This is a genomic window from Streptomyces sp. NPDC050508, assembly GCF_040655155.1.
Classification (GTDB): domain Bacteria; phylum Actinomycetota; class Actinomycetes; order Streptomycetales; family Streptomycetaceae; genus Streptomyces.
In genome coordinates this window covers 424,955-439,956 of the sequence record NZ_JBFAJJ010000004.1, presented here as the reverse complement: position 1 = coordinate 439,956, position 15,002 = coordinate 424,955, and the positions used below count along the sequence as shown (strand labels likewise).

Sequence of the window (15,002 nt, the reverse complement as noted above, 5' to 3'; positions counted from 1 at the left end):
CGCCCGGTGGGCCCACCCTGCGTGACGACCCCAGCACCAGCCGTACGGGAGCCGTGCCCGATGACCGAGACCGAGCGTGCCGTGGACGACGCCGAGCGCGCCCGCGAACAGGGCGGCGGGCAGGGCCGGTTGACGCGCTGGTGGCGTCGACTCACGCCGTCTGCGCTTGGGTTGGAGCCGGTGCCGCGTCGGTGGGTCCGGGACGAGTTCGGTGTGCTGCTCGTGCTGGGGTTGCTGATCGCCGGAATCGGCATCCCCTACCCGGACTTCCTCGGCACGAACAACCTCCTCTCCACCGCCCACAACTCCGTCTACATCTCGCTGATGGCGTGCGGCATGGTCTTCGCGCTGTCGATGCGCGAGGTCGATCTGTCCGTGGGCGGGACCTACGCGATGTGCCTGGTAGTCGGGGCGTTGTTGATCCGGGACGGCACCGCGCCCTGGCTGGCGGTGCCGGTGATGCTCGTCACCGGGATCGTGCTGGGGGTGTTCAACGCGCTGGTGACGACGCTGCTGGCGCTGCCGTCGTTCATCGTCACGCTGGGCACGTTGATGCTCTTCCGGGGTGTGGGGCTGGCGTTGGCGGACGGCAAGCAGATCACCGATCTCCCGCTGAACGACTCGTTCTTCACGTTCGCGGGCGGTGATCCGGGCGGGGTGCCGTTCGCGCTGTGGGTGCTGCTCGCCGTGATCGTCGTGCTGTCGGTCGTGCTGTCCCGGACGCGCTTCGGGGCCCGGGTGCGGGCGATCGGGTCCAACCCCGACGCCGCCGCGTTCAGCGGCATCCCGGTCGTCCGCACCCGTATCCAGGCGCTGGCCCTGTCCGGCCTGACCACGGCCTGCGCCGCCTCGCTCGCGCTCGCGTTCTACGGCGCCGGCGATCCGACTCTGGGCCAGGGCTACGAGTTGCAGGCGATCGCCGCGTGCATCATCGGCGGCACTCCGCTGGCCGGGGGCCGCGGCTCGGTGGTCGGCGCGGTGGCCGGGGCGATGATTCTGTCGGTCGTCGCCTCCGGCCTGGTGTTCTTCGAAGTGCCCATCAACTGGACGTCGTTCGCGACCGGCGGGGTGATCCTCGTCGCCGTCGCGGCCGACAGCGCGCTGCGCCGCACCGGACGCCGTCGCAGGTGAAGTCCTCCCCCGTCGTCCATGTCCCCCGTGGTCAAGTCCCCCTGTGGTCCAGCCTTTTGGAGGCCGTGATGCACTCCCGTTCGCGTACCTGGTCCGCGGCGCTCGGCGCCCTGGTCCTGCTGGCCACCGCAGGCTGCGGCAGCGGCGGAGGCTCCGGCGGCAAGAACGGCAAGCTGGAGATGGGGATTTCGGTCGCCAACATCTCCCTGAACTTCGCCCACGAGATGGTGCTGGGCGCGCAGAGCGCGGCGAGCCACGCGGGGAAGGTCGACTTCAAGGCCGTAGGGCCGCCCAACACGGACGGGCCCGCCGAGGTGCAGCTGTTCCAGAACCTCACCGCCGTCGCCAAGGACGGCATCGTGCTGGAGAACCTCGATCCGCCGATCTTCACCCGGCCCGCCGCACGCGCCGTCGACCAGGGCGTCCCGATCGTCGCCCTGGACACCTCCCCCACCGACGGCAGCAAGGTCAACTTCTATGTGGGCAACGACAATTACGCGCTCGGCGAGCTGATGGCGAAGGAGGCGCTGAAGCGGCTCGGCAGCAACCCGAAGGGGCAGGTCGTGATCGGAGTGCCCAACCCGGGGACGCCCGTGCTCGACAACCGCGCGAAGGGGATCTCCGACACGTTCAAGAAGGAGGCGCCCGGCGTCAAGATCCTCGGCCCCTTCCAGACGTACAGCGATCCCGGCCAGAACTACAGCTCCTGGTCGGCGCAGGTGAACGCGCACCCGGACGCGCTGGCCTTCCTCGGTGTCGGTGACGCCGACAGTTACAACCTCGCCAAGATCAAGAAGGCGGAGAACGGCAAGTGGCTGACGGCCGGCTTCGACGTCGACCCGAAGACTCTGGACGCCGTGAAGGACGGCTCCAACTTCGTCACCATCGACCCGCAGCACTTCCTGAAGGGCTATCTGTCCACGGCGATGCTGATCGCGGCCGTGCGCGACAAGAAGGGCAAGCTGCCGGACGGTTGGTTCCTGTCCCCCGGCGGGGTCGTCGACTCCTCGAACATCGACGAGATCATCGCCCGGCAGAAGTCGGCGCAGGCGGCGTACGACTGGTACAAGCCGACGATCGACAAGCTGCTCGGCGACCAGGCGGCCAACCTCAAGCCCTTGAAGGACGCGCGCTGAGATGGCTCACGACGACATCCTCGTGGCGGAGGAGCTGGTCAAGTCCTACGGCGGGGTACGGGCGTTGGACGGCGCGTCGATCCGGCTGCGCGGTGGCGAGGTGCACGCGCTGGTCGGTGAGAACGGTGCCGGGAAGTCCACGCTGGTGCGCATCCTGTCGGGGACGCTGGCCGCGGACGCGGGGACGGTGCGGTCGGCCAGGGACGCCCGGATCGCCGTCGTCTCCCAGGAGTTGAGCCTCTTCCCGGACCTCACCGTGCGCGAGAACCTCTTCCCGCACCACCCGCCCCTGCGTCTGGGCCTGTTGGACCGGAGCGCCATGGACCGAGCGGCCCGGCCGGTCCTCGCCGAACTCGGCCTGGAAGTGGACCCCCGCACCGAACTGGGCGAACTCCCCCTCGCGGATCAGCAGTTGACGGAGATCGCCCGGGCTCTGCTACGACGCCCCAAGCTGCTGATCCTCGACGAGCCCACGTCGGCACTCCCTGCCGCCGCCGTCGACCGCCTCGAAGGCGTCCTGCGCACGCTGACGGACCGGGGCATCGCCGTCCTGTACGTCTCCCACTTCCTGGACGAGGTGATGCGCTTCGCGCAGCGCGTGACGGTGCTGCGGGACGGGCGGGTCGCGCTGGCGGGTGCGGAGCGGGCCGAGGTCGATGTGCCGGAACTGGTGTCGGCGATGCTGGGCGGCCGGCCGGAGCAACCACCGCGCCGGGCCCGGTCCTTGGCCGCCGACCGGCCGCCGCCCGTGGTGCTGTCCGAGGTGAACGTGGACGGGCGGCTGACCGACGTGACCTTCACCGTGCGGGCGGGTGAGGTGGTCGGGGTCGCCGGGCTGCAAGGGGCGGGCCATCTCGACGCGTTGGCGGTCGTGTGCGGGCGTACGGCGATCTCCTCGGGCCGGGTCGATGTCGGCGGCCGGGGTCTGCCGCGCTCGTTGCGAGGCGCGGTGCGCGCGGGCGTCGCCTTTGTGCCGAGCGATCGCAAACGGTACGGGCTGATGGTGGACCGTACGGTGTGGGAGAACACCACGGCGGTCAGCTGGCTGGCGCTGGGCCGGGGCGGGATCGCCCCCGCCCGCTCCGAACTGGTGCGCCGCACGGCCGAGTTGACCGGGCGGCTGCGGCTGCGCGGCGGGCCGTACGACCAGGTCGCCCGGTTGTCCGGCGGCAACCAGCAGAAGGTCGTCTTCGCCAAGTGGCTGGCGACCGAACCGAAGATCGTCGTCCTGGACGATCCGACCCGGGGTGTCGACGTCGGCGTACGCGCCGAAATGCACCGCATCGTGGGCGAGTTGGCGGCGGGCGGTGCGGCCGTCCTGGTCGCGTCGACCGACCTCGCGGAGCTGACGGAGATCTGTGACCGGGTGCTGGTGTTCGTGCGCGGGCGGGTCACCGAGGAGGTGCGTGGAGAGCGGTTGACGGAGCACGGGCTGGCGGTGGCGATGCAGCGGCCGGAGGTGGCGGCGTCAGAGTGACAGGCTCCGCGGGCGTCAGACTGACAGGCTCCGCGTGATCGCCCGCGCCGCCGCGCACAGCCGTGCCCCGATGCGGTCCACGTCCAAGCGGCGCGTACCGCCCGTGACGGAGATCGCGGCGATCGGGCGGGGGCCGAAGTCATGGGCGTAGACGGGGGCCGCAACGGCGGAGATGCCGATCTCGGCCTCCTCCAGGTTGACGCCGTAGCCGCGGGCCCGGGTGCGGGCGAGGTCGCGGGCGAGCTGGCCGGGGAGGACCAGGGTGCGCGGCGTGAGGCGGGGCAGGGTGCGGTGGGGCGGGCGTGGGTCCTGGGCGAGGAAGACCTTGCCGGTGGCGGTGCAGTGGGCGGGGAGGCGGCCTCCGGTGCGGGAGACGATCGGGGTGGCGCGGTGGCCGGTGATCTTCTCCAGGAAGAGGGTGTCGGTGCCGTCCGGGACGGCCAGGTGCACGTTCTCGTGGGTCGCCTCGTGCAGATCTCCCAGGTAGGGCAGCGCCACGTCCCGCAACTCCCGTACGGAAGGCGACGATTGGCCGAGGACGAAGAGAGCGAGCCCGATGCGGTAACTGCCCTCGGCGGTGCGGTCCACCAGGCCGAGACGGACCAGTTCGCCGATCAACCGGTGCGCCGTGGGCTTGGGCAGCCCTGTGCGCAGGGCCAGTTCGGCGAGGGAGAGCGCGGTCCCGGCGTCGCCGCAGGCGCGGAGCAGCAACACCCCGCGTGCGAGCACCGACTTCGGCAGCGGCCCGTCCGTCATGGACCGATGGTGGTCGCTCGCGGGCGCGGGTGACAAGGTGTGGGTGACGGTGAGTCAGGAACCGCAACCGAAGCGGTACCTCCACGAGGTCGCCGCGTCACGACGTCCGCAGCGGTACGTCCACCAGCATCGGGCGGGACAACTCGCCCACCCCGGCGACCAGTTCCCCCAGGTGTTCCGCGCTGTCCGCCCGCACCGCGTCGACCCCGAAGAATTGTGCCGCCCGCGTGAAGTCCAGTGCCCCCAGTTCGGTGCCGGGGCAGACACCCCGGCCGCCCATGGCCCCGTAGGTGTCCTGAAGCGTGCGGTAACTGCCGTTGCCCATCACCACGAACAGCACCGGCACTTGCTGCCGCGCCGCGCTCCACAGGCCCTGGAGTCCGAACAGTGCGCAGCCGTCCCCGAGGACCGAGACGACCGGCCGCCGGGGTTCGGCGAGCGAGCGGCCGACGGCGGCGCCGATGCCCCAGCCCAGTCCGCCGCCGACGGTGTGGGTGTAGCTGCCGGGGCGGTCGAGGCGTAGCAGCCGACGGAGCAACAGGCCCACGGTGATGGCCTCTTCGACGACCACGGCGTCCGGCGGCAGACCTCGCGCGACGGCGTGAGCGGCGGCCCAGGGTGCGAGCGGTGCCGCCGAGTAGGCGGCGCGGGCCGCGGACTCGGCGCGGTTGCGTTCGGCGGTGTGCCGTTCGCCGGCGCGCAGCATGCGGGCCTTGGCGGTGTGGTCGGGCACCTGCTCACGCAGCAGTTCGGCGAGCCGCTGGAGCGAGGGTGCGAGCGAGCCGACGAGCCCGAGGTCGGCGGGGAAGTTGCGGCCGACCTCGTCGGCGTCCGAGTCGAGTTGGACGACGGTGATACCGGGCGGCAGGGCGGGCCCGGGGCTGTAGTGGTGGGGCGTGAAGGCGTGGGCTCCGACGATCAGGACGGTGTCGTACGAGGCGAGGGCGGCCCGGATCGCGTCGTGGCGGGGTGGCAGCATCCCGGCGTAAAGGGGGTGCGTGGCAGGGAAGTTGAGGCAGTCGGCCATCGGCTGGTGGTGGACGGTCGCGCCGCAGGCCTCCGCCGTGCGGACGAGCTCGGCCACCGCGTCCTCGCGGCCCACTCCGTCCCCGGCGACGATCACGGGGCGCGCGGCGCGGCCGAGCAATACGGCAGCCCGGTCGAGTCCGGCGGCGGGAGTCGGCCTGGGCGATGCGGTGCGGGCGGGGACCTCGATCTCGGTGTCCTCGGCGAGCAGGTCCATGGGGAGGGACAGGAACACCGGCCCGGCAGGCGGCCGTTGGGAAAGGGCGAAGGCGCGGCGCAGGGCGAGGGGCAGGTCGCGGGCGTGCTGGATGTCGTACGTCGCCTTCACCGCGGGGGTCGCGAGGCCGAGCAGGTCGCCGGAGAGCATGGGGTCCTGCTGGAGGTGGCGGCGGTCCTGCTGGCCGGCCGTGACGACGAGCGGGGTGCGTGAACGGCGGGCGTTGAGGAGGCCGATGAGGCCGTTGGCGAGTCCGGCGGCGATGTGCAGGCTGACGAAGGCGGGGCGGCCGGTACCGCGCGCGTAGCCGTCGGCCATGGAGACGACGGCGCCCTCGTGGACGCCGAGGACGTACTCGGGGGCGTCCTCGGTCGCCGACAGGGCGGCCAGGAACGGGAGTTCGGTGGTGCCGGGGTTGCCGAAGATCCGGTCCACGCCCTCGCCGCGCAGGATGTCGAGGAAGGCGAGGGCGGGACGGTGACCCATGGGGGCTCCTCGGGGGACAGGACCGGTGACCGGTTCGCCGGTCAGCGTCGGGGTCCCGTCCCCCGAGGGCAAGGGCAGCGTGTCGCTCAGCGATACGTCAGCGCGCGTCGGTGAACCGCAGCCCCTTCTCGGCCTTCTCTACGAGCAGCGCGGGCGGCGTGAACCGCTCCCCGTAGCGCTCGGCGAGCGCACGCGCGCGTGCCACGAAGCCGGGCAGGCCGCCCTCGTAGCCGTTGATGTACTGGAGGACACCGCCGGTCCAACCGGGGAAGCCGATCCCGAAGATGGACCCGATGTTGGCGTCGGCGACGGACGTCAACACGCCTTCCTCAAGGAGCTTGACCGTGTCGAGCGCCTCGGAGAAGAGCATGCGTTCCTGCATGTCCACGAAGGGGATCTCGGCGCCCTCATGCGTGAAGTGCTCGCGCAGGCCCGGCCACAGCCCGGCGCGCTTGCCGTCGTCGCCGTAGTCGTAGAAGCCAGCGCCGCCGCTGCGGCCGGTGCGGCCGAACTCGTCGACCATGCGGTCGATGACGGCCTCGGCGGGGTGCCCCGGCCAGGTGCCGCCCGCTTCCTCGACGGCCCGCTTGGACTCGTTGCGGATCTTGCGCGGGAGGGTGAGCGTCAACTCGTCCATCAGGGAAAGGACCTTGGCCGGGTAGCCGGCCTGCGCGGCGGCCTGCTCGATAGACGCGGGTTCGATGCCCTCGCCGACCATCGCGACGCCCTCGTTGATGAACTGGCCGATCACGCGTGAGGTGAAGAAGCCGCGCGAGTCGTTGACGACGATCGGCGTCTTCTTGATCTGCCGGACCAGGTCGAAGGCGCGGGCAAGGGCCTCGTCGCCGGTGCGCTCGCCCCTGATGATCTCGACGAGGGGCATCTTGTCGACCGGCGAGAAGAAGTGCAGCCCGATGAAGTCGACCTGTCGCTCGACGCCTTCGGCGAGGGCGGTGATGGGGAGGGTGGAGGTGTTGGAGCAGAGCAGCGCGTCGGGTTCGACGATGTGCTGGATCTCCTGGAACACCTTGTGCTTGAGCGAGGTGTCCTCGAAGACGGCCTCGATCACCGCGTCGCAGCCCGCGAGTTGGTGCGGGTCGGCGGTGGGGGTGATGCGGGCGAGCAGCGCGTCCGCCTTCTCCTGGGTCGTACGTCCGCGGGAGACGGCCTTGGCGCAGAGCTTCTCGGAGTAGGCCTTGCCCTTGGTCGCCGCCTCCGCGGTCACGTCCTTCAGGACGACGTCGATGCCCGCGCGGGCGCACGAGTAGGCGATGCCGGCGCCCATCATCCCGGCGCCGAGGACGGCGACCTTGCGGACCGGGCGCGATGCGATGCCCTTGGGGCGGTTGGCACCGGAGTTGACGGCCTGGAGGTCGAAGAAGAACGCCTGGATCATGTTCTTCGAGGTCTGCCCTGCCGCCAGCTCCACGAAGTAGCGGGCCTCGATGACCTGCGCGGTCTCGAAGTCGACCTGGGCGCCCTCGACGGCGGCGGCGAGGATGTTGCGCGGGGCCGGGTAGGGCGCACCGTTGGTCTGCTTGCGCAGGGAGGCCGGGAAGGCGGGCAGGTTGGCCGCGAACTTGGGGTTGGCCGGGGTGCCGCCCGGGATGCGGTAGCCGGGCTTGTCCCAGGGCTGCTGCGACTGCGGGTTGGCGTCGATGAAGGCGCGGGCCTTGGCGATCAACTCGTCCGGGGTGGCGGCCACTTCGTGGACGAGGCCGTTCTCCTGGGCGCGGCGCGGACTGTACTGGGTGCCCTGAAGCAGCACCTTCAGCAGCGCGTCGGTGATGCCCAACAGCCGTACCGTACGGACGACTCCGCCGCCTCCGGGGAGCAGGCCGAGGGTGACCTCGGGGCAGCCGATCTTCGAGCCGGGCGCGTCGAGGGCGACCCGGTGGTGGCAGGCGAGGGCGAGTTCGTAACCGCCGCCCAGGGCCGCGCCGTTGATCGCGGCGACGACCGGCTTGCCGAGGGTCTCGATACGGCGCAGGTTGCGCTTGATCGCGAGACCGCCGTCGAGCAACTCCTGCGCGGTGTCCGGGGTGACGCGGATGAGGTCGCGCAGGTCGCCGCCCGCGAAGAACGTCTTCTTGGCGGAGGTGACGATGATGCCGCGGATGGAGTCCTGCTCGGCCTCCAGGCGCTCGGTGATGGCGGCGAGGGAATCGCGGAAGGCCGCGTTCATGGTGTTCGCGGACTGGTCGGGGTCGTCGAGGACGAGGGTGACGACGCCGGTGTCGTCCTGTTCCCAGCGGATGGTGGTGCTCTCGGTCATGAGGGGTTCTCCGTAGAAGTCTCTGGTCGCCGCGGAAGCCTCGGGTGGCCGCGGAAATCCCTGCTCGCAGCAGCGATCTCCGATGGCCGCCGGGGTCTTCAGAGGCGCTCGACGATCGTCGCGATGCCCATGCCGCCGCCGACGCACAGCGTGGCGAGGCCGTAGCGCTTGTCCTGGCGCTCCAGTTCGTCGACGAGCGTGCCGAGGATGATCGCGCCGGTGGCGCCGAGCGGATGGCCGAGCGCGATGGCGCCGCCGTTGACGTTGACCTTGTCCAGGGACAGGCCCATGTCCCGCACGAAGCGCAGGACGACCGCGGCGAAGGCCTCGTTGATCTCGACGAGGTCGATGTCGTCGATGGTCAGCCCGGCCTTGGCGAGGGCCTTGCGGGTGGCGGGCGCGGGCCCGGTGAGCATGATGGTCGGCTCGGAGCCGGAGACGGCGGCGGAGACGATCCGCGCGCGCGGGGTGAGGCCGTAGCGGTCGCCGACCTCCTTCGAGCCGATGGCGACGAGCGAGGCGCCGTCGACGATGCCGGAGGAGTTGCCCGCGTGGTGGACGTGGTCGATCTTCTCCACCCAGTGGTACTTCTGCAGGGCCACGGCGTCGAAGCCGCCGAGTTCGCCGATGTCCGCGAAAGACGGCTTCAGCCGGGCGAGGGAGTCGGCGGTGGTACCGGGCCGCAGGTGCTCGTCTTGGTCGAGGACGACGAGACCGCTGCGGTCGCGGACCGGGACGACGGACCGCTCGAAGCGGCCCTCCTTCCAGGCGGTGGCCGCCCGCTCCTGCGAGAGCGCCGCGTACTCGTCCACATCGCGCCGCGAGAATCCCTCGATGGTGGCGATCAGGTCGGCGCCGATGCCCTGGGGCACGAAGTTGACGGCTAGGTTCGTCATCGGGTCGTTGAACCAGGCGCCGCCGTCCGAGGCCATCGGCACCCGTGACATGGACTCGACGCCACCGGCGAGGACGAGGTCCTCCCAGCCCGAACGCACCTTGGCGGCGGCCATGTTGACGGCCTCCAGACCCGAGGCACAGAAGCGGTTCTCCTGTACGCCGGCCACCGTGTCCGGCAGTCCGGCGGCCACGGCCGCGATCCGGGCGATGTCGGAACCCTGGTCGCCGACCGGGCCGACGACACCGAGCACGATGTCGTCGATCGCGGCCGGGTTCAGGTCCGGGAAGCGGTCACGGAGTTCGTGGATGAGTCCGACGACCAGGTCGATGGGCTTCGTCCCGTGCAGGGATCCGTTGGCCTTGCCGCGCCCACGCGGGGTGCGGATCGCGTCGTAGACATACGCTTCGGTGCTCACTGCCAAGCCTTTCGATGAGGGTGTTCAAAGACTCGCCGAGGGGTTTCCTGGCTGAGGGTCGTCAACGGCGTCGAGAAGTCCGGGGAGATCCCAGTCCCGGGCCACCTCGTAGGCGTCCGCGCCGGGCCGGGCGGGCCCGCCGCGCACCGAGGTGGGCGTCGCGGAGAACCGGGGTGCGGGGGCGGGTTGGGTGATCCCGCCGTGCTCGGTGAACGTCCCGCGCGCGGCGAGGTGCGGATGGTGCGGGGCCTCGCGCAGCGACAGCACGGGCGCCACGCACGCGTCCGTGCCCGCGAAGACGGCGGTCCACTCGTCTCGCGTACGGCTCCGGAAGCGGGCCGCGACCGCCTCGCGCAGCTCGCCCCAGCGGGTCCAGTCCCGGCGGGCGTCGGCGAAGTCCGCGAGGCCGAGCAGGTCCACGAACTCGTCGTAGAACTGCGGCTCCAGGGCGCCCACCGCCATGTGCTTCCCGTCGGCGGTCTCGTAGGTGCCGTAGTACGGGCAGCCGCCGTCGAGGAGGTTGGCGGCGCGCCGGTCCTGCCAGCCGCCGGCGGCGAGCATGCCGTGGATCATCGCGGAGAGGTGGGCGGTGCCGTCGACGATGGCCGCGTCGACGACCTGGCCGGTGCCTGTCACGCGCGCGTGGTGCAGGGCGGCGAGGACGCCGACGACGAGGTAGAGCGAGCCGCCCGCGTAGTCGCCGAGCAGGTTGGCGGGGGCGGGCGGGGGCTCTCCGGGGCTGCCGATCATGCCGAGGGTGCCGGTGAGCGCGATGTACGCGATGTCGTGCCCGGCGCGCTGGGCGAGGGGGCCGTCCTGGCCCCAGCCGGTCATCCGGCCGTAGACGAGCCGGGGGTTGCGGGCGTGGCAGGGCCCGGGGCCCACGCCGAGGCGCTCGGTGACGCCGGGGCGGTTGCCCTCGATCAGGATGTCGGCGCGTTCGACCAGGTCGAGCACGCGCGCGGGGCCGTCCGGCGCCTTCAGGTCGACGAGGACCGAGCGCTTGTTGCGGTTGGTGATGTCGTACTCCGGGTTGACGCCGAGTGCGACGCCGCCGGGCCGGTCGACGCGGACGACGTCGGCGCCGAGGTCTGCGAGGAGCATGGCCGCGAAGGGGCCGGGGCCGATCCCGGCCAGCTCGATCACGCGCACGCCGGAGAGCGGGCCGTGCCCGGGCGTCGTTGCCGCTGTCATCCAGCCCCCACATGTGACACAACTGATGTAACACCGATGATGCTAAGAACGTGTTCCACTCGACACAAGGCCTGGGCGAGCAAGCGCTTAGCCAAGTTACCCGCCGTCAACCGCGACCGGCCGCGTCCGGCTCCGCCTCCACCCCGTCGCACAGCAGCCCGGCGGCCCGAGGGCGAACTCGCGTACTTTCGCCCACTTCTTCAGGGCGTTCCTGGGCACGGCCACCTGATACCTCCGGGCTCGTCGTCGGGCACCGCACTCTTCACGCTAGCCTCAGCCACCGACAGCGGCGCGGGCTGCGGGACCCAGGAGTGTCATGAGCAGGCTGAACAGGACAGACCGTCCCTACGACATCGTGCTCTTCGGAGCCACGGGCTTCGTAGGCGTGCTCACCGCGGAGTACCTCGCCGCGCACGCACCCGTGGGCCTGCGCTGGGCGATCGCCGGCCGGGACGAGCTGAAACTGAAGCGGCTGCGCGAACGACTGCCCGGCGGCACGGCGGTGGGCGTCCTGCGGGCCGACGTGTCCGACCCGGCCTCCCTGCGCGAACTCGCCGAGCACGCGCGCGTGGTGGCCACGACGGTCGGCCCGTACGTCAGCTACGGCGAGGACCTCGTCGCCGCCTGCGCGGACACCGGCACCGACTATCTCGACCTCAGCGGTGAGCCGGAGTTCGTCGACCTGACGTACGTCCGCCACGACGCACGCGCGCGTGAGACCGGCGCAAGGCTGGTGCACTCCGCGGGCTTCGACTCGGTTCCGCACGACCTGGGCGCGTACTTCACCGTCCAGCAGCTGCCGGAAGGGGTGCCCCTGACGGTGGACGGCTTCGTGACCGCCGACGCGATGTTCTCCGGCGGTACGTTCGCCACGGCACTGACCCAGCTCGGGCGCGGCCGGCATGTGCTGTCCGCGGCCCGGGAGCGGCGCCGCCACGAACCACGGCTGGTGGGCCGCCGGGCCGACGCGCCCATGGGGGCACCGCGGTTCGCCGGGGAGATCGGCTCCTGGGCGGTGCCCCTGCCGACCATCGACCCGCAGGTCGTCCGACGATCCGCGAAGGCCCTGGACCGCTACGGCCCCGACTTCCGCTACCGCCACTACGCGGCCGTACGACACCTCCCCGTGGCCCTCGGCGGGATCACGGCGGTCGGCGCACTGGCCACGGCCGCCCAACTCCCGCCCGCCCGGCGCTGGTTGTCGGACCGCCTCAAGCCGGGCGACGGGCCGAGCCCGGAGAAGCGCGCGAAGAGCTGGTTCTCCGTGAAGTTCGTGGGCGAGGGCGGCGGCCGACGGGTCTTCACGGAGGTCGCGGGCGGCGACCCCGGCTACGACGAGACGGCGAAGATGTTCGCCGAAGCGGCCCTCTCCCTCGCCCTCGACGAACTCCCGCCGACAGCAGGGCAGGTGACGACGGCGGTGGCGATGGGCGACGCCCTCATCGAACGGCTCCGCACCGCCGGCATCACGTTCCGGGTGGCGGCGAGCCGGTGAGCGTGTCGGAGCCGCGGGTCACGATGGACTCCATGGACTACATGGAGACGCCGAACACCGACTGGATCACCATCGCGGCCCGCACCGTGAACTGGGCGCACTGATCGGGGAGTTCAAGGAGCTCCACAGTGTGCGCTATCCTGGATCTTGAGCCGGTCGCCGGAATTCCCGGAGTCTGGTCGCGCGTTGGTGGTCCAAGGAAAGACGTCCCGCTTCCTGCGGGGAGATGCAGGTGCAAGGCCTGCCCGGCGCTCAAGTCCGAGCCCCACACCGCTACTTGCGGGGTGGGGCTCGACCGTTTCCCGCACCGCCGCCCCCGACCTCACGGCCACAGCGTGTAGATCATGCCGCCTATCCAGGCGAGGCCCGCCGCCACGGACAGGACGAGCGCGATGGTCACGGCGCGCTCGACGGGCTGGCTCGGGTGGGCAACGGGCTTGGGGGAACGGTGCGTTGTCATGCGGCACAGCCTGCCGATCATCCGGACCCGGCCACATCCGTACACGTACTCAGATCAGGTACTCAGAACACGACCCGCCACAGACACTCAGGCGGTCGCCTCGCGCAGCGCCCGCCGGCACAGCGCGTCCGCCCTGCGCGTGGTCTCCGGGAGGCGGTACCGCGGGGTCAACGCGAGGGTGTGGGCGCAGGCGTTGTCAAGGGTCACCCGGTGCCCCACGGAGACGAACACCGGCTTCACCGCGTCCCGGGTGCGCAGCGCGCGGCCGACCTCGTCGGCGTCCGCACGGAGCGGGGACGCGGAGCCGCGCGGGGTGCCCGGGTCGTCGTAGGTGAAGGTGAAGGGGTTCTTGGCGACGCCGATCGTGGGCAGGCCGGTGAGGACGCCCAGGTGGCTCGCGAGGCCGAAGCGGCGGGGGTGGGCGAGGCCGTAGCCGTCGCACACGACCAGGCCCGGCGGGCAGGGCAGGGCTTCCAACGCGGCCAGCACCGTGGGGATTTCACGGAAGGCGAGCAGACCCGGCACGTACGGGAAGGAGACCCGGCCGACGGCCGTGGCCTCGGCGACGACATTCAGTGTCGCCGCGTCCAGCACGACCGCCGCGGCCACCACCACGTCCCGCTCGTCGTCGTAGGCGACGTCAACTCCGGTGACGTGCCCCGCCCTTGGCGGCGGCCCCGGTTCGTCGGTCACCACCCGTTCCCGCAACTCGTCCTGGACGGCGCGGGCTTGCTCCTCGGTCGCGGGCCAGCCCGCGGGAATACGTACGGTCGTCATCGTGGTGCCGAGCGTACGGGGATCTTGCGGAACGCGAAAAACGGCGGGGACAATGATGGCCCCCGCCCCCTCCCCCTGCCTCCTCAGTCCTCCAACCGCGCCACGCGCCCCTTCTCCCCCGCGGCCCAGCAGCCCAGGTCGGCCGCGCAGTCCACGGTGTCGTACGAGCCGGTGTCGACCGTCTTCCAGGTGCGGCCGGCGTCGGTCGTGAGGTCGGTGCCCGTGGGGCCGACCGCGAGGGCGGTGGTGCGGCTGCGGGGCAGCCAGGTGACGCCGGAGCGGTAGGCGGGCGGCGGGATCGTGGCGGAGTGCCAGGTGCGACCGCCGTCTCCGGTCACGGCCGCCGCCAGCGGTGACGGCCGGCCGGCGGTGTAGTCGCCGCCGACCGCGAGGCCGTGCGTACGGTCGCGGAAGGCGAGAGCGAACACTCCGCGCGCGGGGTCACCGGCCGGGACGGGCGTGTCGGTCGCCGTCCAGGTGAGGCCTCGGTCGGCGGAGTGCAGGACACGCGCGCGTGCACCCCCGCCGGTGGCCAGCCAGACATCCCTCGGCCCGGAACTCACCAGACACTGGCCGCTCGCCGCGAACCCCGCCTCGCCGTCGAGCGCGGCCGGCATCCCGGTGTTGGGCAGCACCTTCCAGGAACGGCCGCCGTCGCCGGTCGACAGGATGCGGAACCTGCCGTCCACCGGGTCGCTCATCGCGAGGCCGTGCCGGCTGTCGAAGAAAGTCATGCAGTCGTAGAAGGCGTTCGCGTCGGTGTTGCGGAAGGACTCCGTCCAGGTCGCCCCCGCGTCGTCGGTGCGGTAGACGCGGGACGCCTCCCCCTCCCCGATCGCCAGCACCACCGCGCGCCGCGCGTCGAACGCCTCGATGTCCCGGAACTGCAGGTCGGCCGCGCCGGGCGGCGAGACGTTCCGCCAGCTCGCCCCGCCGTCGGTGGTGCGCAGCACCGTGCCCGCGGTCCCGGCCACCCACGCGGTGTTCCGGCTCACGGCCGACAGCCCCCGGAACCGCACCTCCGCGGCCCCGCTGTCCTTGAGCTCCCAGTGCGGAGCCCGGTACGCCGTGTCCCGCGCCTGCGCCGGTACGGCGGTCAGCACCGCCAGCGCCGCCCCGCACATCACCCCAGCCGCCAGCCTGCGGTACGTACGTCCCACCTGTCGCGTCTTCCCCATGCGCCTCATGGCGGGCGAAGCTAGCCCACTCCCCCGGGGCCGTCCAGATGCCAATGCCCACCATGAGCGCATATGGGCGGC

At 71.8% G+C, this 15,002-nt stretch carries 12 protein-coding genes; 4 read left to right on the top strand and 8 right to left on the bottom strand.

The genetic code is table 11. The features are described 5' to 3' along the window. The first annotated feature begins 60 nt into the window (after positions 1 to 60). The 3 genes from AB0I69_RS14360 (at position 61) to AB0I69_RS14350 (ending at position 3,744) form a co-directional block, all read left to right on the top strand. A complete protein-coding gene (locus tag AB0I69_RS14360; RefSeq protein WP_363095926.1) occupies positions 61 to 1,131 on the top strand; it encodes an ABC transporter permease in 1,071 nt (356 codons plus the stop codon). A 68-nt stretch (positions 1,132 to 1,199) separates the two neighbouring features. Next, positions 1,200 to 2,267: a sugar ABC transporter substrate-binding protein gene (locus tag AB0I69_RS14355; protein ID WP_363095925.1), complete on the top strand. Its 1,068-nt coding sequence runs from the start codon at positions 1,200 to 1,202 to the stop codon at positions 2,265 to 2,267. A gap of 1 nt (position 2,268) precedes the next feature. Continuing rightward, positions 2,269 to 3,744: a sugar ABC transporter ATP-binding protein gene (locus tag AB0I69_RS14350; RefSeq protein WP_363095924.1), complete on the top strand. Its 1,476-nt coding sequence runs from the start codon at positions 2,269 to 2,271 to the stop codon at positions 3,742 to 3,744. 15 nt (positions 3,745 to 3,759) lie between these two features. Here the strand turns inward: AB0I69_RS14350 and AB0I69_RS14345 are convergent, their stop codons facing one another. The 5 genes from AB0I69_RS14345 to AB0I69_RS14325 form a co-directional block, all read right to left on the bottom strand. Further along, positions 3,760 to 4,500 (bottom strand): IclR family transcriptional regulator, encoded by a 741-nt coding sequence (locus tag AB0I69_RS14345; protein WP_363095923.1) that lies wholly within the window; start codon positions 4,498 to 4,500, stop codon positions 3,760 to 3,762. 97 nt (positions 4,501 to 4,597) lie between these two features. Next, entirely contained in the window at positions 4,598 to 6,229 is a 1,632-nt protein-coding gene (locus AB0I69_RS14340) for a thiamine pyrophosphate-binding protein (protein ID WP_363095922.1), read from the bottom strand. A 97-nt stretch (positions 6,230 to 6,326) separates the two neighbouring features. Beyond that, on the bottom strand, positions 6,327 to 8,504 hold the full coding sequence (locus AB0I69_RS14335; RefSeq protein WP_363095921.1) for a 3-hydroxyacyl-CoA dehydrogenase NAD-binding domain-containing protein: 2,178 nt from the start codon (positions 8,502 to 8,504) through the stop codon (positions 6,327 to 6,329). Between the two features lie 98 nt (positions 8,505 to 8,602). Continuing rightward, positions 8,603 to 9,817 carry an acetyl-CoA C-acetyltransferase gene (locus AB0I69_RS14330; RefSeq protein WP_363095920.1) on the bottom strand — a complete coding sequence of 405 codons (1,215 nt, stop codon included), beginning with the start codon at positions 9,815 to 9,817 and terminating at the stop codon, positions 8,603 to 8,605. 24 nt (positions 9,818 to 9,841) lie between these two features. Beyond that, positions 9,842 to 11,011 (bottom strand): CaiB/BaiF CoA-transferase family protein, encoded by a 1,170-nt coding sequence (locus tag AB0I69_RS14325; RefSeq protein WP_363095919.1) that lies wholly within the window; start codon positions 11,009 to 11,011, stop codon positions 9,842 to 9,844. Positions 11,012 to 11,327: 316 nt separating this feature from the next. Between AB0I69_RS14325 and AB0I69_RS14320 the strand changes: the two genes are divergently transcribed. Continuing rightward, positions 11,328 to 12,506 carry a saccharopine dehydrogenase NADP-binding domain-containing protein gene (locus AB0I69_RS14320; RefSeq protein ID WP_363095918.1) on the top strand — a complete coding sequence of 393 codons (1,179 nt, stop codon included), beginning with the start codon at positions 11,328 to 11,330 and terminating at the stop codon, positions 12,504 to 12,506. Between the two features lie 322 nt (positions 12,507 to 12,828). On the opposite strand, the gene AB0I69_RS14315 is transcribed toward AB0I69_RS14320, so the two are convergent. From AB0I69_RS14315 to AB0I69_RS14305, 3 genes are all read right to left on the bottom strand, one after another. After that, complete coding sequence (locus AB0I69_RS14315) at positions 12,829 to 12,966, bottom strand: hypothetical protein (protein WP_199824137.1); 138 nt, start codon at positions 12,964 to 12,966, stop codon at positions 12,829 to 12,831. A gap of 87 nt (positions 12,967 to 13,053) precedes the next feature. Next, on the bottom strand, positions 13,054 to 13,743 hold the full coding sequence (locus AB0I69_RS14310) for an endonuclease V (RefSeq protein ID WP_363095917.1): 690 nt from the start codon (positions 13,741 to 13,743) through the stop codon (positions 13,054 to 13,056). 83 nt (positions 13,744 to 13,826) lie between these two features. Beyond that, positions 13,827 to 14,921 carry an oxidoreductase gene (locus tag AB0I69_RS14305; protein WP_363095916.1) on the bottom strand — a complete coding sequence of 365 codons (1,095 nt, stop codon included), beginning with the start codon at positions 14,919 to 14,921 and terminating at the stop codon, positions 13,827 to 13,829. Positions 14,922 to 15,002 lie beyond the last annotated feature (81 nt).